The following is a 19,245-nucleotide window of genomic DNA, read 5'->3' on the forward strand; positions in this document are numbered from 1 at the left end:
GGCGGGCCCCGGCCGTCAGACGTCGAGCTGGTCGGCGACCGCGCGCAGCAGGCCGGCGATCTTCTTGCCGGCCGCCTTGTCCGGGTAGCGGCCCCGCTCCAGCATCGGCGTGATGTTCTCCAGCAGCGTGGTCAGGTCCTGCACGATGGACGCCAGCTCGTCCGGCTTGCGGCGCTGCGCGGCCGCGACGGACGGGGTGGGGTCCAGCACCGTCACCGACAGCGCCTGGTCGCCCCGCTGGCCCGCCACGACGCCGAACTCGACCCGCTGACCGGGCTTGAGCGCGTCGACGCCGTCGGGGAGCACGGAGGAGTGCACGAAGACGTCGCCGCCGTCGTCGCGGGAGAGGAAGCCGAAGCCCTTCTCGCTGTTGAACCACTTGACCTTGCCAGTCGGCAAAGCACGCACCCCATCTCAACCCGTGTGCCGGAACGAAGCCTCAGCAGGTCAGGCTATCCAGTGGCGGTGCTCCCCTGCTGGCAGCAGCCTCCCCAGGCGGGACACCCTAGTCAAGCCTGACCACTCGACCGCTGTCCGGAAACGATGCCTGCGCCGCCCGCCGCTGTCCGCGGTGCGGTCCCGCCGCCGTCGGGATCTACCCTGGCGGGGTGAGTACTACACCTCCCGGCGCGGGTGACCGGCTGGTCCGGATCGGCGCCATCGTCTTCTTCGTCGGCGCGCTGGCCACTCTGGTCACCATGGCTCCCCTGTTCCTCGGCACCCGCCCGCTGCCGTCCATCGCCTGGTCGCTCTGCATGCTGATGGGCGTCGGCTTCCTGATCGCCGCGGCGGGCGTGGTCCGCTCGGCGCGCGCGGGCGCGCGCGAGCGATAGCGCCGGCGCGCGGCGCGCGAACCGCCGCGGGGCGCCGCGCGGGTTCAGCGCGCGGTGTACGCCTCCAGCCAGGACGGGAACTCCGTCAGGGAGGAGAGGACGACGTCCGCGCCCGCCGCCCGGAGTTCGGCGGCGTCGCAGGGGCCCGTGGTGACCGCCACCGACAGGGCGCCGGCCGTGCGGGCGCCCCGTACGTCGCCGGTGTGGTCGCCCACGTATACGGACGCGCCGTGCGCGCGCAGCGCCTCCGCCTTGCCCTCCGCCCACAGGCCGCCGATCAGCGCGTCGGGCTCGATGCCGAGGTGGGTGAGGTGGAGGGCGGCGCTGGGCGCGTGCTTGGCGGTGACGACGATCGCCCGGCCGCCGCGTTCGCGGATCGCCGCGAGCGATTCCCGCACGCCCGGGAGCAGCGGGGTCGGGGCGATGGCGTGGGCGGGGTAGATCTCCCGGTACCGCGCGGCGGTGGCGGCCACGGTGTCGGCCGGGAACCAGTTCCGCAGCTCCTCGTCGACCGGCGGGCCCAGCCTGCTCACCACCAGATCGGCGTCGATCGGCGTCCCCGTCTCGGCGGAGAGCGCCAGATAGGCGGCCTTGATGCCGGGGCGGGAGTCGATGAGCGTCATGTCGAGGTCGAAGCCGACCGTCAGGGCCGTTCGCGGGGGCGTGGGCTGGTGTGCGGGCATGCCCCCCATTGTCGCGGCCCGGTCACTCGGGCCGGAGGCCGCGTCCGCCGGGGGGCGTCGGGCCCGGCGTGCGCCGGTGCGGCGCCGCCGGGCCCGGTGGCTCCCGGAGCTGTCGGGGCGGGCGGCGCCTCCGGTGCTCCGGGCGTTCCCCGGTAGGCCCCTCGGGCCCCGGAACGGCGATGCTTAGACTTAGCCAAGCCTAACTTTGCTTCGCCGTCCGATTGGGTCCGATGTCAGCCGCCGCACCACGCCGCACCAGACGCGTACTCGTGACGGCGGCGGCCGTCGCGGCGCTGCTGGTGGCGGTTCTTCTCAGCCTGGCCGTGGGGGCCCGCTCCATACCCCCGTCCGAGGTGTTCGACGCCCTGTTGCACGGCGGGCACTCCAACGCCGCCGAAGTCGTCCGGAACATGCGGGTGCCGCGCACCCTGATCGGGCTGATGGTCGGCGCCGCCCTGGCCCTGGCCGGCACGGCGCTCCAGGGCATCACCCGCAACCCCATCGCCGACCCCGGCATCCTCGGGATCAGCCAGGGCGCCTCGGTGGGCGTGGTGCTGGCGATCGCGTACGCCGGGGTCCACACCCTGACCGGGTACGTCTGGTTCGCGTTCGCCGGGGCCGCGCTCGCCTCGGTCGCCGTGTACGCGGTCGCCTCCAGCGGGCGCGGCGGCGCCACGCCGGTGAAGCTCGCCCTGGGCGGGGCCGCGATCAACGCGCTGCTGGTGTCCGTGACGACCGGGGTGCTGACGACCAAGGCGTCCGCGCTGGACGAGTTCCGCTTCTGGCAGGTCGGTTCGCTCGCCGGGCGCGAGGCCGAGGTGGCCGGGCAGGTATGGCCGTTCCTGCTGGTGGGGACCGTGCTCGTGCTGTCGGTCGCGCGCGGCCTGGACGCGCTGGCGCTGGGCGAGGACGTCGCGAAGGGGCTGGGGCAGAAGGTCGCCACGGTACGGATCGTCGGCGGCGTCGGCGCGACCGTGCTGACCGGCGTCGGGGTCGCGGCGGCCGGGCCGATCGCGTTCATCGGGCTCGCCGTCCCGCACATCGCCCGCGCGGTCGTCGGCGCCGACCACCGCTGGGTGCTGCCGACGGCGGCGCTGATCGGGCCCGTGATGCTGCTGGTGTCCGACGTGGTCGGCCGGGTCCTGTTCCCGCCGAGCGAGGTCCCGGCCGGGGTGATGACCGCGCTGCTCGGGGTGCCGTTCCTGGTCACGCTGGTACGCCGGAAGGCGGTGCCCGCATGAGCGCGCGGACGACCGCCCCGGTGCGGGCCGCCGGATCCCGGACGGCGCCCACCGGATACCACGTGGTGCGGATCGGGGCCCGGGGCCGGTTCCTGCTGCACCGGCGGGCCGCCGTGACGGCCGCCGCCCTGCTCGTCCTGCTGGCCGCCCTCTGCGTCGCGTATCTCTGCGTCGGGGAGAACTTCGTCGCCCCCGGCGAGGTGCTGAACGTGGTCCTGGGCCGGCCGTCCCCCGACGAGCTGGTCGTCGGCACGCTGCGGCTGCCGCGCATGACAGTGGGGCTGCTGGTCGGGGCGGCGTTCGGGATCGCCGGGGCGCTGATCCAGACCGTCGCCCGCAATCCGCTGGCCAGCCCCGACATCATCGGCATCAGCCAGGGCGCGAGCGCGCTCACGGTCGGCGCGATGACGTTCGGCGTCACCTCGTACACCGTGCTGCCGTATCTGTCCGTCGCCGGCGGGGTGGCCGCGGCGGTCCTGGTGTACCTCTTCGCCTGGCGCGGCGGGCTGCACGCCACCCGTTTCGTGCTGATCGGCATCGGCTTCGCCATCGCGCTCCGGTCGGTCACCACCCTGTTCATGACGAAGGGCGACTACCTGGTCGCCCAGCAGGCCAAGATCTGGATGACCGGATCGCTCAACGGCCGGGGCTGGGCCGAGGCCGCGCCGATCGGCTGGACACTGCTGGTCCTGCTGCCGGCCGTGCTGTGGGCGGCGCGGGCGCAGCGCACCGTCTCGCTGGACGACGACACCGCGACCGCCCTCGGGGTGCGCCTCGGGCGGGTGCGCCTGGGGCTGGTCGCCCTCGGCGTGGTCCTGGCGTCCGTGGCGACCGGGACGGCCGGGCCGGTCGACTTCGTGGCGCTGCTGGCCCCGCAGATCGCCCGCCGGCTGACCCGTACCGCGCAGATCCCGCTGCTGTGCTCGGCGCTGCTGGGCGCGGTGATCGTGGTCTTCGCGGACCTGCTGGCCCGCAGGCTCTTCTCCCCCACCGAGCTGCCGGTGGGGGTGCTGACGGCGGCGGTCGGCGCCCCGTATCTGATCTGGCTGATCATCCGTGGTCACGGCGGCGGTCGCGGCCGTACTGGAGGTACCGCATGAGCTCGACCCGTACGTCCGACGCGTCCGACGTGCCCGGTGCGACCGGCACGCCCGGCACGACCCGCGCACCCGGCGCGTCCGGTCCGTCCGGTCCGTCTGGCGCTTCCGGTGCGTCCGGCGCGGACCGGGCCGCCGGCGCCGCCGGGCCCGCGGCGGGGCGGGCCGCGACCGGCCGGCTCGCCGCGCGGGGGCTGACCCTCGCGTACGAGGACCGCACCGTCGTGCACGGTCTGGACCTGACCGTGCCGGACGGGCAGGTCACCGTGATCGTCGGCCCGAACGCCTGCGGCAAGTCGACCACGCTGCGGGCGCTGGGCCGGCTGCTGCGGCCCAGCGGCGGGTCGGTGCTGCTCGACGGGACCGAGCTGTCGAAGATCCCCACCCGCCGGATCGCCCAGTCCATCGGGCTGCTGCCGCAGACCCCGGTGGCGCCCGAGGCGATCACGGTCTCCGATCTCGTCGCCCGTGGCCGACAGCCCCACCAGCACTGGTGGCAGCAGTGGTCGGAGGAGGACGAGCGGGCGGTGACGGAGGCCATGGCCCGCACCGACGTCACCGCGCTGGGCGACCGGTCGGTGGACGAGCTGTCGGGCGGCCAGCGCCAGCGGGTCTGGATCGCGATGGCGCTGGCCCAGGAGACGGACCTGCTGCTGCTCGACGAGCCGACCACGTACCTCGACATCGCGCACCAGGTGGAGGTCCTGGACCTGGTGCGGCGGCTCACCGCCCCGGCGGCGGACGGCGCCCGGGGCCGGACCGTCGTCACCGTGCTCCACGACCTCAACCAGGCCGCCCGGTACGCCGACCACCTGGTCGCGATGAAGGCGGGCCGGATCGTGGCCGAGGGCCGCCCGGAGGACGTCGTCACCGCGGACCTCGTGCACGAGGTGTTCGGCCTGGACGCGGTGATCGTCCCGTGCCCGGTGACCGGTTCGCCGCTGGTGGTGCCGGGCGCGCCCTGGCGGCCCGGCCCGACGCCGTGAACGCGCGTGACATGACGTGCCGCGACATGACCTGACACCACATGACGTGACGTGACGTACGTGACCTGACATGACGCGCGTGCCCCTGAGACGACATGACGTGCCGCGCGCAGACACGACCGTGACCGAGACCCTGACCGTACGTGAACGTGGTCGCGCCCGTCGCGACACCGCGTGACCTGCGTGAACGCAGCCGTACGGGCAGCCGCCGCCCCGCCCTCGCCCCCTCGACGAAAGGCCGCCCATGACCACCCTCATCCGTCGCCGCGCCCTCTCCCTCGGCGCCCTCGCCCTGACCGGGTCGCTGGCGCTCTCCGCCTGCGGCTTCTCGAAATCCGGCAGCTCCTCCGCTTCCGGCGGCGACGCCGCCTCCGCCGAGACCCACACGGTGAAGACGGTCATGGGCGACGTCGAGGCGCCCGTGGACCCCCGGCGTGTCGTGGTCCTCGACACCGGCGAGCTGGACTCCGCGCTCAGCCTCGGCGTACGGCCCGTCGGCGCGACGCACTCGGCGACGGACAAGGGCTTCCCCGCCTATCTGCCCGCCGCGAAGACGAAGGGCATCGAGGTGGTCGGGGAGATCTCCAACCCCAACCTGGAGACCGTCGCCTCGCTGAAGCCCGACCTGATCCTGACCAGCAAGGTCCGCGACGGCGACCGTTACGAGCAGCTCAGCGCGATCGCCCCGACGGTGATGACGGAGTCCACCGGGTCCGCCTGGAAGCAGAACTTCCAGCTGCACGCGCAGGCCCTCGGCAAGGAGGACGAGGCGAAGAAGGTCGTCGCCGCGTACGACGCCCATGTCGCGAAGGTCACCGAGGCGCTGGGCGGCAAGGAGAAGGCGGCCGCGACCGAGGTCAACTTCGTCCGGTTCGTCGAGGGCGCGGACATCCGCATCTACGGCAAGCAGAACTACATCGGCTCGATCCTCGGCGACCTCGGCCTCGGCCGCCCCGCGATCACCGACAAGGCCAAGGACGGCTTCTCGTACGACGTGTCCCCCGAGAAGATCGACCTGGCGGACGCGGACGTCGTCTTCACGTCGACGTACGGAAGCCCGGAGAAGGCCGGGACGACGAAGACGATGAACAGCAGCCTGTGGAAGGGCCTGAAGGCGTCGAAGGCCGGAAAGGTCTTCCAGGTCGACGACCGCCTGTGGATCGCGGGCATCGGCTACACGGCCGCCGACAAGATCCTCGACGAGCTCCAGGCGGACATGACGAAGTGACGGCGTGCCGGGGCACCGCACGTCTCGCGCCCCCGGCCTCTCGCCGTCGCCGCGGCCCGCCCCGGCGCGTCCCGGCCCCGCCCGGGTACGTCCCGGCGCGTCCCAGAGCGTCCCGGCACACCCCGGCCCGCCCCGGTCCATTCCGCGGCGTGCCGCCGGGCGGTCCGTCGGCTGTCGCGGCGCTGCCGCCCGCGCCCCCGCGCACGGCCTCGGGCAGGGCACGGCCCGCCGCGCCGTGCGACGCTGCTCGCGAGGGGGCGGCGACGCGCGAGCCGGAGGCACGGGAGGCGACGTGGGCCCCGACAGGCAGGAGACACCGCGGCACGGGACGGGATCCGGGTCGGCGCTGCGCCGCAGGACCTTCTTGAAGGCGGGCGTCGGACTCGGCTCGGCGACGGCCGGCGCCGGTGCCTGCGGCCCGTCTCCTGCCCCGTCCCCTCCCGCCCGCGACCGCCGGACGGCGGCTTCGCACCGGCCCGAGACGGAACGGGACCGTCCGGGAACACCCGACTGGCGTATCCGTTCGCGGGGTCCGGCGGCGGCCGTGCTCGGGTACACGGACCGGGTGAGCGTGACACCGGGCGAGGAATGCGGTCTGTACGTCTCGACGACCGCCTCGTCCTTCCGCGTCTCGGCGTTCCGCATCGGCTGGTACGGCGGGGCCCAGGCCCGGCTCGTCTGGTCGTCCGGGCGCATACCGGGCCGCGTCCAGGCGGAGCCGGGCTTTCTGCCCGAGACCCGCACGGTCCGCGCGGCCTGGCGGCGCACGCTGGGCTTCGCCACCGAGGGCTGGCCGGAGGGCGCGTATCTGCTGCGGCTGGACACGGAGGACGGCCACCAGCGCTACGTCCCGCTGATCGTGCGCTCCGCGCGGGGCACGGGCCGGACGGTGCTGATGCACGCGCCCGCCACCTGGCAGGCCTACAACCGGTGGGGCGGCTACAGCCTCTACGAGGGCCCCTCCGGGGCGTACGCCGCGCGGTCCCTCGCCGTCAGCTTCGACCGGCCCTACGACTCGAACGGCGCGGAGAAGTTCATGGTGTACGAGCGGGCGGCGGTGGTCCTCGCCGAACGGCTCGGCCTTCCGCTCGCGTACACCACCGGGATCGACGTGCACCGCGACCCGGAGGTGCTGCGCGGGGCGGTCGCCGTCGTCTGCCTCGGCCACGACGAGTACTGGACCCCGCAGCAGCGCCGGCACGTCGCCCGGGCCCGCGACACCGGCACCAACGTGGCCTTCCTGGGCGCCAACACCTGCTTCCGCCGGGTCCGCCTGGAACGGGACGGGGCACGGCCCGAGCGCACGGTGGTCTGCTACAAGTCCTCCTACCCGGCCGACCCCTGCTACCCCTCCCACCCCGCCCTGGTGACGACGGACTTCCGCCGGTCCCCGGCGGCCGACCCGGAGTCCTCGCTGACGGGCGTGCTCTACGAGGGCTATCCGACGGACGCGCCCTATGTCGTCCACGCGGCGGACCACTGGCTGTACGAGGGGACGGGGGTGCGGCCCGGCGACGGCTTCGACCATCTGGTCGGCGTGGAGTACGACCGGGTCACCCCGGGCTCGCCCGTCCCCGAGCCCCTGGAGATCACGGCCCACTCCCCTCTGGTGTGCAAGGGACGCCGCAGCCACAGCGACTCGGCGTACTACACCGCGCGAAGCGGCGCGGGCGTCTTCGCGACCGGCACCATGCGGTGGGTGGAGGGCCTGATGGCCGGAACCCCCGACGGGGGTCGCGACCACGGCATGGACGCCCGCACCCGCACGTTCGTCACCCGCGCGACGGAGAACCTGCTGCGCGCCTTCGCCCAGGGCCCCGCAGCCCACCACCGGCCCGCACCGCGTCCGAACGTGACGGAGGTGTACGGGGGCCGGGCATGACGGCCCGCCGCCCGCGCTCACCCCGCCCGTCGCCGCGCCCGCCACACCAGGAACGCCGCCGAGGCGATCGCGGCCGTCCGGACCAGCACCGGCCACATCCCGCTCATCGCCTCCCCCAGGCCGTCCCGCGCGATCGGCTCGCCCCAGCGGCCGTCCATGCGGCCCCAGAGCCAGACGATCCCGCCCGCCACCACCACGCCCGGCAGCCCCATCGCCGCCCACTTCGCCTCGGCTCGGGACAGCGTCCGCGAGCTGTACGCGAGCAGCCAGCCGGCCCCCAGCGCCAGCCAGGAGCCCAGTACCGCCCCCGCGACCAGCAGCACGGCGGCGAACAGCAGCAACGGGTGGGAGAACCCGCGCCGCGCCGCGCCGCCGTCCTCCGCCTCGCGCGGGGCGCGGCGGGGCAGCCCCAGGAGCCGTCGGCGGCGCGGTGCCGGTTCCCCGGATTCGGGCGTCTCCTCGGCGGCGGGCTCCTCCTCGTCCCCCTCGTCATGTCCGTCCGCCGCCGCGCGCGGGCGCGGGACGGCGTCCCCGGCCGACGGCTTCCGCATCATGGCCGGGATCTCGATGCCCCCGGTGAACCCCGGCACGTCGACCCCGGCGCCGAACGGCCCGGGCTCGACCTCCCACCAGTCGGGTTCGCCGCCGGACGGTCCCAGCTCGTCCGTACCGGCCATGTGCGGCGGCGAGGGGACCCGTCCGGGCATCGGCGGCGGGGGCGCGTCGCCCGCCGCACGTTCCTCCCACTCCTCCGAATCCCCCGAACTCTCCGGCTCCCCCGAACCCTCGGGGAAGTCCGGCGGGCCCGGGAGCTCCGCGCCCCTCTGGCCGGCCCGGTCGTCCGGGCCCGGCCCGCCGGCCCCGCGGCCCGCCGGGCTCCCGGCCGACCTCTCGGCGCTCGTACCCGTGCCCGTACTCGTACTCGTGCCCGTACTGGTACCCGCCCGGGGCGCGCTCCCGGCGGAACCGGCCTTCCGCAACAACCCCCGGCGCGCCTCGCGCGGACCGGGGACGTCCCGGCCCTGCGCCGCGCCGCGTTCCGGCCGCTGCTGCGGCGGCTGCGGCTGCGACTGCGCGGGGCCGTCGCCGGACGTGGCCGCGGCGGCGACCAGTTCGTCCGGCGTACCGAGCCTGCCGATGATCCGGCGGACCGCCGCCGGGCTGTCCGCGGACTGCTCCCGGCGCTGCCGGTCGATCTCGCCCCGGAGCGTCGACACCAGCCTCATCCGGTCGCCCGAGGACAGCTGTTGCTGCTGGGCCAGGTCCCCGACCCGGCTCAGGTAGTCGTAGACGAGCTGATCGCTCTCGATCCCCACGCGCTGGTTCCCCTCCTGCCGCCCCTGCTCCGCCGACGGTAGCGTCCGGGCCCGCCCGGGGCGACCACCACGACGAGGCCGACGAGGACCGCGAGGCGGCGGCGACCACGGCCAGACCGGCGAGAACGGCGAGGCGGCGGCGACCACGGCCAGGCCGGCGAGAACGGCGGGGCGGCGGCGACCACGGCCAGACCGGCGAGAACGGCGAGGCGGCGGCGACCACGGCGAAAACCGGACGGCGGCCCGACGGCGAACTGCCCGACCCGCCGGAACGCGCCCCGTCGGCGAGCCGCCCCGACGCCGGACGGCGACCGGCCCCCGACGCGCCGGGCCGCACCCCGCCACGGACCGGATGGGGGCGGCCCGGGACGGACAGCGACTAACGTGGGGCGGATGGGGACGACCACACGACCGCGGACGCTCGCCGAAGCCCTCCGCGCCCGGGACGACGAGTCGCTGGCGGCGCTGTTGCGGGCCCGCCCCGACCTCCTCACCCCCGTGCCCAACGACATCACCCAGCTCGCGACGAGGGCCGGCACCCGTGCCTCCGTTATACGGGCGCTGGAACGGCTGGACCGGTTCGCCCTGCAGACCGCCGAGGCGCTCGCCGTGGCCCCCGACCCCGCCGCCTACGAAACGCTGCTCGGCCTGCTCACCGGCGACGGCCGGGACGGCCGTGACGGCCGTGACGGCCGTGACACCGGCGATCGGCTGGTCGGCGCACCCGGCACCCACGCCCACACCGACACCGACACCGACACCGACACCGACAGCACCCTCGCCGGGGCGATCACGGACGCGCTGCCCGCCGCCCTGGGCACCCTGCGCGAACAGGCCCTCGTCTGGGGGGAGGACGACCAGCTGCGCCTGGTGCGCACCGCGCGCGAGCTCCTCTCCCCCTCCCCGCGCCGCCCTTCCCCCACCGGCCTGGGCCCGACCGTCGCGGAGGCCACCGCCGGGATGTCGCCGGGCCGCCTCCAGGAGATCCTGACGGCGGCCGGACTGCCCGCCACCCATGACCCGGTCTCCGCGGTGGCGGCCCTGACCGGGCTCTTCACCGACCGGGCCGCCATGGCCGGGCTGCTGGACACCGCCCCCGCCGAGGCCCTGTCCGTCCTGGACCGGCTGGTGTGGGGACCCCCGTACGGAGAGGTGACCCCGGACCCCGCCCCACCGGTGCGGTGGCTGCGCGACCGGGGGCTGCTGCTGCCCGTGTCCGCCCGTACCGTGGTGCTGCCCCGCGAGGCCGCCCTGCATCTGCGGGCCGGCCGCGCCCACCGCGTACCGGAACCGCGGCCGCCGGCCGTCGAGCCGCTCGCGCACCGCGATCCCCAGGCTGTGGACAGCGCGGCGGCCGGGCAGGCGTTCCTCGCGGTGACGACCGTCGAGGAGCTGCTGAAGGGCTGGAACGGCGGCGGCCCCGCGATGCTGCGGGCCGGCGGGATCGGCGTACGCGACCTGAAGCGGACCGCCACCGCGCTCGACGTCCCCGAACCGGTCGCCGCGTTCTGGATCGAGCTCGCCCACGCGGCCGGGCTGGTGGCGTCCGACGGCGCGGCCGACGAACGGTACGCGCCGACGCCCGCGTATGACGACTGGGCCGACCTCCCCGCCGAGGAACGCTGGGTGCACCTCGCCGCCGCGTGGCTCGCCGCCACCCGCACCGCGGGCCTGGTCGGCGGCCAGGACGCCAAGGGCCGGGCGCTGTCCGCCCTCGGCCCCGGACTCGACCGCTCGGCCGCCCCCGAGGTCCGCCACCGCGTCCTCGCCCTCCTCGCCGCCCTGGAACCGGGCACCGCCCCCGACCCGGAGACCGTGCTCGCCCGGCTCCGCTGGGAACGCCCCCTGCGCGGGGCCGCCGGGTCCGCCGCCCCCACGGCGTCCGCGCCCGGTCCGGGTTCTCATCCCGGCTCCGGCTCCGACGGGGAGACGGTGGAGCTGCGGTCCCGCCTCGCCCTGTGGACGCTGAACGAGTCCGAGCTCCTCGGCATCACCGGGCGCGGCGCGCTGGCCTCCGCCGCCCGGGCCCTGCTCGGCCCCGGACCCGCCGAGGCCGCCGCGGGGCGCGAAGCGACGCCCGACTCCGCGCTCGCCGAGGCCGCCGCGCTGCTCGCCCCGCTGCTCCCCGAGCCCCTGGACCACGTCCTGCTCCAGGCCGACCTGACGGCCGTCGCGCCCGGTCCGCTGGTACGCCCCCTGGCCGAGGCGCTCTCCGTGCTCGCGGACATCGAGTCGAAGGGCGGCGCCACCGTCTACCGCTTCACCCCGGGGTCGGTGCGCCGCGCCCTGGACGCCGGGCAGTCGGCGGCCGACCTGCACGCCTTCCTCGCCGCGCACAGCCGCACCCCGGTGCCGCAGCCGCTCAGCTACCTCATCGACGACGTGGCCCGCCGCCACGGCCATCTGCGGATCGGCGCGGCCTCCTCGTACGTGCGCTGCGACGACGAGTCCACGCTGAACGAGATCCTCGCCGACCGGCGCGCGTCCACCCTGCGCCTGCGCCGGCTCGCCCCGACGGTCCTGGCCGCCCTGGCCGACCCGGCGTCCCTGCTCGAAGGGCTGCGCGAGATGGGGTACGCGCCGGCCGCCGAGTCCGCCGAGGGCGACGTCCTCATCACCCGCGCGGGCGCCCACCGCACCCCGCCGCGCACGCCTCCCGCCCCCGTGCCCGAGGGCCCGCCGGTCCCCGACGCCGTCCTGCTCGGCGCGGCGGTCCGGGCGATCCGCGCCGGGGACGCCGCCGCCACGGTGGCCCGCAAGGATCCGGCCCAGCCCGCCGACGCCCCGCCCGCCCCGCCCGGCTCCCTGCCCCGCACGTCCGCCGCCGAGACCCTCGCCACCGTCCAGGCCGCCGCGCTGACCGGCTCGGCGCTCTGGATCGGCTACGTCAGCGCGGAGGGCGCCGCCAGCCAGCACGTCATCGCCCCGGTGAAGGTCGAGGGCGGCTACGTCACGGCCTACGACCACACGGCGGACGGCGTCCGCACCTACCCCCTGCACCGCATCACGGGCGTGGCCGAACTCGCCGACGACGCGACGCCGTGACCGCGCGTCCGGTCCGGGGCCGGTCCGGGTCCGGACCGTGTGGCGCACGACCCACGCACCGGGCCCGCGCATGCGGCAGACTGGACGTTTGGCCGTTCCCGGCCGCTCCCCGCAGCAGAAAGGGCCGACGCGCGTGACCGGACCCCTCATCGTCCAGAGCGACAAGACACTGCTCCTCGAGGTCGATCACGACCTGGCCGACGCCTGCCGCCGTGCCATCGCGCCGTTCGCGGAGCTGGAGCGGGCGCCCGAGCACATCCACACCTACCGGCTGACCCCGCTCGGGCTGTGGAACGCGCGGGCCGCCGGGCACGACGCCGAGCAGGTCGTGGACGCGCTCGTGCAGTACTCGCGCTACCCCGTCCCGCACGCGCTGCTCGTCGACATCGCCGAGACGATGGCCAGGTACGGCCGCCTCACGCTCTCCAAGCACCCGGTGCACGGTCTGGTGCTGACCTCCACCGACCGGCCGGTGCTGGAGGAGGTGCTCCGGTCGAAGAAGATCCAGCCGCTGGTCGGGGCGCGGATCGACCCGGACACGGTGGCCGTGCACCCGTCGGAGCGCGGGCAGATCAAGCAGACGCTGCTGAAGCTGGGCTGGCCGGCCGAGGACCTGGCCGGCTACGTCGACGGCGAGGCGCACCCGATCGAGCTCGCCGAGGACGGCTGGGCGCTGCGCCCGTACCAGCAGCAGGCCGTCGAGGGGTTCTGGCACGGCGGCTCCGGGGTCGTGGTGCTGCCCTGCGGCGCGGGGAAGACGCTGGTCGGGGCCGGTGCGATGGCGCGGGCCAAGGCGACCACGCTGATCCTGGTGACGAACACCGTGTCGGCCCGGCAGTGGAAGCACGAGCTGGTGAGGCGGACCTCGCTGACCGAGGACGAGATCGGCGAGTACAGCGGCACGCGCAAGGAGATCCGGCCGGTCACCATCGCGACGTACCAGGTGCTGACGACCCGCCGCAAGGGCGTCTACCCGCACCTGGAGCTGTTCGACTCCCGGGACTGGGGTCTGGTGGTCTACGACGAGGTGCATCTGCTGCCCGCGCCGGTCTTCAAGTTCACCGCCGACCTCCAGGCGCGTCGGCGTCTCGGCCTCACCGCGACGCTGGTGCGCGAGGACGGCCGCGAGTCGGACGTGTTCTCGCTGATCGGTCCGAAGCGGTTCGACGCCCCGTGGAAGGAGATCGAGGCCCAGGGGTACATCGCGCCCGCCGACTGCGTCGAGGTGCGGGTCGATCTGACGGACTCGGAACGGCTGGCGTACGCGACGGCGGAGTCCGAGGAGAAATACCGGTTCTGCGCCACGACCGCGACGAAGCGGAGGGTGACCGAGGCGCTGGTGCGCAAGCACAAGGGCGAGCAGACGCTGGTCATCGGGCAGTACATCGACCAGCTCGACGAGCTGGGGGCGCATCTGGACGCGCCGGTGATCAAGGGCGAGACGAGCAACGCGCAGCGGGAGAAGCTGTTCGACGCGTTCCGCGAGGGCGAGATCAGCGTCCTGGTGGTGTCGAAGGTCGCGAACTTCTCGATCGACCTCCCGGAGGCGACCGTCGCCATCCAGGTGTCGGGGACGTTCGGCTCGCGGCAGGAGGAGGCGCAGCGGCTGGGCCGGGTGCTGCGGCCGAAGGCGGACGGGCACGAGGCGCGGTTCTACTCGGTGGTGGCCCGCGACACGATCGACCAGGACTTCGCGGCGCACCGCCAGCGTTTCCTGGCCGAACAGGGCTACGCGTACCGGATCGTGGACGCCGACGAGCTGCTGAGCGGCGGCTGATCCCGTTCCGGGGCGGCGTCCGGGCCGGCTGCTCGGACGCCGCTCAGCGCGTGCGGCCGCGGACGCCGGCCTCCTCGGCGTACTCGCCCATGACGATCACGCCGAACGCGGCGCGGGCGTAGACCTTGACGGCGCGCAGGGCGTCGCCGAAGCGGTGGGTGTGCGGGTGACCTGTGGCCGCGGTCGCGCCGTGGGCGGGGCCGGTCGTGCGGGGGTTCAGGGTGACGGTGCTCATGTGTTCCATGGTGCTGCGCCGGACCCCGCGCGGGCATCGGTCCCCGGGCGGAACCGGGGGGCAGGGCGCGTAGCCCTCCCGGCCCGTGCCCGCTCCTCTCCGCGGGGGACCCGTCCCCTACGGGTCGCGGCCCGACGACTCGGGGACGGCCGGACAGGACCGCCGCCCGGCAGGACGGCCGGGGCCGTGTCCCGTCCGGGCCCCGCTTCCCCGTCCCCGCCCCGCGCCGCCCCGGGCGGAAAACCGTTGGACCCGGGTCGGGGCGGTCGATACAATCCCCGGTCTGCCCGCCTCCCGCACCGTGGTACCGGCTCTCGCCGGCAGCCGGGGGAGCGCCGCCGACCGGACGGAAACCGGCCGACACCGTACGCGCCACCCGCGTACGCATCCCGTGATCGATTCCCGAGCGGACCGCATCGCCCGGCCGTGCCATGCCCTGCCATGCCGGGGGCCGGGGCGCGGTCCGCCGTCCTGTGTTGAAGAGCCGGAGGCAACACCGTGCCCGCGCACGAACACGAAAGCGCCACCACCGCCGATCCGTTGGTCCGGGAGCGCGCCCATCTCGCCGCGTCCCGCGCCGCGTTGCGCGCCATGCGCGAGGACGTCGAGTCCCTCGACATCCGCGACGTCACCGCGAACTGGGTCAACGCGGCCGTGCTCCAGTCCCAGATCGACGAACGCATCAAGTCCCTCGCCGACCTCGCCCACACGCCGTTGTTCTTCGGGCGCCTGGACTATCTGCACGCGGTCGGCGCCGAGGAGGCCGAGGGAGGCGGAGGCGAGCGGTTCTACATCGGGCGCCGCCATGTCCACGACGCCGACGGCGATCCGATGGTCGTCGACTGGCGCGCGCCCGTCTCGCAGGCGTTCTACCGGGCGTCCCGGAAGGACCCGCAGGACGTCGGCCGACGCCGCCGTTTCGGGTACACGGGCGGCGAACTGACCGCGTACGAGGACGAGAACCTCACCGACCCGGCGGAGGCGGAGCGGACCAGCAGACTGCTCCAGGCGGAGATCGAGCGGCCCCGTGTCGGCCCGATGCGGGACATCGTGGCGACGATCCAGCCGGAGCAGGACGAGATCGTCCGCAGCGGCCTGGGCGGGACGGTGTGCGTCCAGGGAGGCCCGGGGACCGGGAAGACCGCCGTCGGCCTGCACCGGGTGGCGTATCTGCTGTACGCGCACCGCGAGCGGCTGGCCCGCACCGGGACGCTGGTCATCGGGCCGAACCGGTCCTTCCTCCAGTACATCGAGCAGGTGCTCCCGGCCCTCGGCGAGCTGGAGGTGCGGCAGGCGACCGTCGACGACCTGGTGGCGGCGGGCGCGGGCGTCGAGGTGCGCGGCACGGACCCGGCGGCCGCCGCCGTCGTCAAGGGCGACGCCAGGATGGCCGAGGTGCTGCGGCGGGCGGTCCGTTCCCATGTGACGCCGCCGGCGGAGCCGGTCGTGGTGGTGCGCGGTTCGCGCCGCTGGCGGGTGCCCGCGTACGAACTGGAGGAGATCGTCGCCGAACTGCTGGCCCGTGACATGCGGTACGGCGCGGCGCGCGAGGCCCTTCCCCAGCGCATCGCGCACGCCGTCCTGGTCCGGATGGAGGAGGCGGGCGAGGCGCCCGACGACCGGGTGCAGAACGCGGTGGCCCGCAATCCGGCGGTGAAGGCGGCGGTGAAGGCGATCTGGCCGCCGGTCGACCCGGCGAAGCTGGTGCTGCGGCTGCTGTCGGACGCGGAGTTCCTGGCCGCGCACGGGGACGGGCTGCTCACCGCGGACGAGCAGAAGGCGGTGCTGTGGACGAAGCCCGCCCGGAGCGTGCGGTCGGCGAAGTGGTCGGCGGCGGACGCGGTGCTGATCGACGAGGCGGGCGACCTGATGTCGCGCACGCACTCGCTCGGTCATGTGGTGCTCGACGAGGCGCAGGACCTGTCCCCGATGCAGTACCGGGCGGTGGGCCGCCGCTGTTCGACGGGGTCGGCGACGGTGCTGGGCGACCTGGCGCAGGGCACGACGCCGTGGTCGACGGAGAGCTGGGAGCGGGCGCTGCGTCATCTGGGCAAGCCGGAGGCGGTGGTGGAGGAGCTGACGGCGGGCTTCCGTGTGCCGCGCGAGGTGATCGCGTACGCGTCACGGCTGCTGCCGGCGATCTCGCCGGGGCTCGCGGCGGTGGAGTCGGTGCGGGAGGCGCCGGGTTCGCTGGAGGTACGGGCGGTGGCCGATCCGGCGGGGCTGGACGCGGCGGTGCTGGCGGCGTGCGAGGAGGCGTTGACCCGGGAGGGGTCGATCGGGCTGATCGCGGCCGACGCGCGGGTGCCGGAGCTGGCCGCGGCACTGGACGCGGCGGGCCGCGCGTATCTCTCGCCCGGTGAGGAGACCTCGGCGGAGAGCCGGCTGACCCTCGTCCCGGCGTCGCTGGCGAAGGGCCTGGAGTACGACTACGTGGTGCTGGACGAACCGGCCGCCGTGGTGGACGGCGAGCCCGACGAACGCACCGGGCTGCGCCGGCTGTACGTGGCGCTGACCCGTGCGGTGTCGGGGCTGGCGGTGGTGCACGCGGCGGAGCTGCCGGAACTGCTGCGGTAGCCGCCCGGGGCGGGGTGGCGGGAGTGTTCCCCCCGCCTCCCCGGGAGCCGGGGCGGCGGGGGGGGCAGGCGGGGAGCGCGGGGGGAGAGGGACGGGGAGCGGGGGCAGACGGGGGCACCCCCGGCGGGCCGGGGTGCCCCCGTCACCAGCGCGCCGCCCGGGCCGGGCCCCCGTCTGCCCGGCGGGCCGGGCGCCCCGTCACAAGCGCCCCGCCCGGCACAGGCGCCCCGCCCACGAACGCCTCGTCACAGGCGCGGACGCCCCGCCCAGTGCGGACGCCCCCGGTACGGACCCCCCGCCCGGCGCGGACGCCCCGCCCAGTACGGACACCCCCTCCGGTACGGACGCCCGCCCGGTACGGACCCCCCGCCCGTGCGGACACCCCGTCCCGCCCGGCGCCGTCACGCGTCGAGGACCGTCCGCCACTCCCGTACCGCCGCCGCGTCCACCGGGCCCGACCAGCCATGCGGGCGGGCCGCGCCGCCGATGTGGACGGCGTCGATGCCGGCCGCCAGCAGTTCCGGCAGGTGGTCCAGGCGGAGGCCGCCGCCCACCAGGATCCGCGGCTCGTAGCCGGGGTCGTCCTTGCGCGCCGCCTCGGCGACCAGGGTCGGGATGCCGTCGTCGACGCCCTTCGGGGAGCCCGCCGTGAGGTAGGTGTCCAGACCGGGCAGGTCCGCCAGCTGCTTGCGCAGCGCGTCCCGGTCGGCGGCCCGGTCGATCGCCCGGTGGAAGGTCCAGGGGCAGCCGTCGAGCTCGGCGACGAGCCGTTCGACAGCGACCAGGTCGGCGCGGCCCTCGGTGTCGAGGAAGCCCAGGACGAACTCCTCGGCGCCGGCCGCCCGCAGCTCGTGCGCCCTGCCGACGAGGACGTCGAGGTCGCCCGCGGCGAAACCGTCCGCCAGCCTGATCATCACCCGCAGCGGGATGTCCACCGCCGCCCGGATCTCCGCGAAAGTCGCGCGGGACGGGGTCAGGCCGTCCGCCGCCATGTCGGTGACCAGCTCCAGCCGGTCCGCACCACCCGCCTGGGCGGCGACCGCGTCCTCCGCGTCGAGAGCGATCACCTCCAGGACTGCACGGTTGCTCATCGGATCCCAATCCTCCAGAAGCGGCAATAGGTCTAGTCCAATGACCAGCCTACGGGGCGATCACCCGCGGACACAGCCCGCATACGGCCCGAAGGGGCGTGAGGTCGGACGCATCCCGGCCGCCGGCCCGCACACACTCCCGGACGCCTTGAGCATTTCCACCTTGCGTTTAATAGGGGAGGGGGGTATACCTGAAGAGGTAGAGATACCCCCCTGGGGTATGAGGACTCCGTCAGGGAGGACACCCGTGTCCGCGCATACCGCCACCACCGGCACCACCGGCACCGGCTCCGGTGCGGCCGCCGGCGCCACCGCAGAGGTCGAGCTCGCGATCGGCGGGATGACCTGCGCCTCCTGCGCGGCCCGCATCGAGAAGAAGCTCAACCGGATGGACGGGGTCGAGGCCACCGTCAACTACGCCACCGAGAAGGCCAAGGTCAGCTTCCGGGACGCGGACGTCTCCGTGCGGGATCTGATCGCCACCGTCGAGAAGACCGGCTACACGGCGCACGAGCCCGCTCCCCCGGCCCCCGCCCAGGACGAGCGGGCCGCCGGCGCCGGAGCCGACGAGGCCCCCGACGAGCTGCTGACCCTGCGGCAGCGTCTGGTGACCGCCGTCTCGCTGGCCGTGCCGGTGATCGTCCTGTCGATGGTCCCGGCCTTCCAGTTCGACTACTGGCAGTGGCTCGCCCTGACCCTGACGGCTCCCGTGGTCGCCTATGCCGCCTGGCCGTTCCACCGGGCCGCCTGGACGAACGCCCGGCACGGCGCGGCGACCATGGACACGCTGATCTCGGTCGGCACCTCGGCGGCGTTCCTGTGGTCGCTGTGGGCGCTGTTCTTCGGCACCGCCGGGATGACGGGCATGACGCACCCGTTCGAGCTGACGATCGGCCGCAGCGACGGCGCCGGGAACATCTATCTGGAGGCCGCGGCCGGGGTCACCGCCTTCATCCTCGCCGGGCGCTACTTCGAGGCCCGTTCCAAGCGCAAGGCGGGCGCCGCGCTCAGGGCGCTGCTCGAACTCGGCGCCAAGGAGGTCACCGTGGTCCGCGGCGGCCGCGAGGTGACGGTTCCGACGGCCGAGCTCCAGGTCGGGGACCGGTTCCTGGTCCGGCCCGGGGAGAAGATCGCCACCGACGGGGTGGTCGTGGAGGGCGCCTCGGCCGTGGACGCGTCCATGCTGACCGGCGAGTCCGTGCCGGTGGAGGTCGGGGTCGGCGACCCGGTCACCGGGGCCACGCTCAACGCGGG

The 19,245-nt window shown here is 75.1% G+C and carries 15 protein-coding genes; 10 read left to right on the forward strand and 5 right to left on the reverse strand.

Going from position 1 to position 19,245, the window contains the following annotated elements; all coding sequences use genetic code 11:
- Positions 1–15: 15 nt before the first annotated feature.
- Positions 16–399: a cold-shock protein gene (locus WA762_RS07150; protein ID WP_030749636.1), complete on the reverse strand. Its 384-nt coding sequence runs from the start codon at positions 397–399 to the stop codon at positions 16–18.
- A gap of 209 nt (positions 400–608) precedes the next feature.
- Here WA762_RS07150 and WA762_RS07155 point away from each other — a divergent pair, with 209 nt between their 5' ends.
- Positions 609–833: a hypothetical protein gene (locus tag WA762_RS07155; protein ID WP_335933855.1), complete on the forward strand. Its 225-nt coding sequence runs from the start codon at positions 609–611 to the stop codon at positions 831–833.
- Between the two features lie 44 nt (positions 834–877).
- Here the strand turns inward: WA762_RS07155 and WA762_RS07160 are convergent, their stop codons facing one another.
- The gene (locus WA762_RS07160) at positions 878–1,516 is read right to left on the reverse strand and encodes an HAD family hydrolase (protein ID WP_335933856.1); all 639 of its coding nucleotides are present in this window, start codon (positions 1,514–1,516) and stop codon (positions 878–880) included.
- 230 nt (positions 1,517–1,746) lie between these two features.
- Between WA762_RS07160 and WA762_RS07165 the strand changes: the two genes are divergently transcribed.
- The 5 genes from WA762_RS07165 (at position 1,747) to WA762_RS07185 (ending at position 7,950) form a co-directional block, all read left to right on the forward strand.
- Positions 1,747–2,757, forward strand: coding sequence for a FecCD family ABC transporter permease (locus WA762_RS07165; protein ID WP_335933857.1), 1,011 nt, complete (start codon positions 1,747–1,749; stop codon positions 2,755–2,757).
- Positions 2,754–3,857, forward strand: coding sequence for a FecCD family ABC transporter permease (locus WA762_RS07170; protein ID WP_335933859.1), 1,104 nt, complete (start codon positions 2,754–2,756; stop codon positions 3,855–3,857). Before WA762_RS07165 ends, WA762_RS07170 begins: the two co-directional genes overlap by 4 nt.
- The gene (locus tag WA762_RS07175) at positions 3,854–4,840 is read left to right on the forward strand and encodes an ABC transporter ATP-binding protein (RefSeq protein WP_335933861.1); all 987 of its coding nucleotides are present in this window, start codon (positions 3,854–3,856) and stop codon (positions 4,838–4,840) included. The genes WA762_RS07170 and WA762_RS07175 overlap by 4 nt, the downstream gene beginning before the upstream one ends.
- 244 nt (positions 4,841–5,084) lie before the next feature.
- Positions 5,085–6,068: an ABC transporter substrate-binding protein gene (locus tag WA762_RS07180; RefSeq protein WP_335933863.1), complete on the forward strand. Its 984-nt coding sequence runs from the start codon at positions 5,085–5,087 to the stop codon at positions 6,066–6,068.
- Between the two features lie 565 nt (positions 6,069–6,633).
- A complete protein-coding gene (locus tag WA762_RS07185) occupies positions 6,634–7,950 on the forward strand; it encodes a N,N-dimethylformamidase beta subunit family domain-containing protein (RefSeq protein ID WP_443080538.1) in 1,317 nt (438 codons plus the stop codon).
- A gap of 17 nt (positions 7,951–7,967) precedes the next feature.
- Here the strand turns inward: WA762_RS07185 and WA762_RS07190 are convergent, their stop codons facing one another.
- Complete coding sequence (locus WA762_RS07190; protein WP_335933865.1) at positions 7,968–9,266, reverse strand: hypothetical protein; 1,299 nt, start codon at positions 9,264–9,266, stop codon at positions 7,968–7,970.
- A 393-nt stretch (positions 9,267–9,659) separates the two neighbouring features.
- Between WA762_RS07190 and WA762_RS07195 the strand changes: the two genes are divergently transcribed.
- Positions 9,660–12,311, forward strand: coding sequence for a helicase C-terminal domain-containing protein (locus tag WA762_RS07195; protein ID WP_335933867.1), 2,652 nt, complete (start codon positions 9,660–9,662; stop codon positions 12,309–12,311).
- Positions 12,312–12,444: 133 nt separating this feature from the next.
- Positions 12,445–14,088 (forward strand): DNA repair helicase XPB, encoded by a 1,644-nt coding sequence (locus WA762_RS07200; protein ID WP_335933868.1) that lies wholly within the window; start codon positions 12,445–12,447, stop codon positions 14,086–14,088.
- Between the two features lie 43 nt (positions 14,089–14,131).
- On the opposite strand, the gene WA762_RS07205 is transcribed toward WA762_RS07200, so the two are convergent.
- Positions 14,132–14,323 (reverse strand): hypothetical protein, encoded by a 192-nt coding sequence (locus tag WA762_RS07205; RefSeq protein ID WP_335933869.1) that lies wholly within the window; start codon positions 14,321–14,323, stop codon positions 14,132–14,134.
- A gap of 498 nt (positions 14,324–14,821) precedes the next feature.
- On the opposite strand from WA762_RS07205, the gene WA762_RS07210 reads away from it, so the two are divergent.
- Positions 14,822–16,900: a HelD family protein gene (locus WA762_RS07210; protein WP_335933870.1), complete on the forward strand. Its 2,079-nt coding sequence runs from the start codon at positions 14,822–14,824 to the stop codon at positions 16,898–16,900.
- Positions 16,901–17,301: 401 nt separating this feature from the next.
- On the opposite strand, the gene WA762_RS07215 is transcribed toward WA762_RS07210, so the two are convergent.
- Positions 17,302–17,991: a copper homeostasis protein CutC gene (locus WA762_RS07215; RefSeq protein ID WP_335933872.1), complete on the reverse strand. Its 690-nt coding sequence runs from the start codon at positions 17,989–17,991 to the stop codon at positions 17,302–17,304.
- Between the two features lie 247 nt (positions 17,992–18,238).
- Between WA762_RS07215 and WA762_RS07220 the strand changes: the two genes are divergently transcribed.
- Positions 18,239–19,245: heavy metal translocating P-type ATPase (locus WA762_RS07220; RefSeq protein WP_335933874.1), on the forward strand; the 1,007-nt coding region annotated here is incomplete at its 3' end.

Origin of the sequence: Streptomyces tyrfis, from assembly GCF_037034285.1 — a bacterium.
GTDB lineage: Bacteria > Actinomycetota > Actinomycetes > Streptomycetales > Streptomycetaceae > Streptomyces.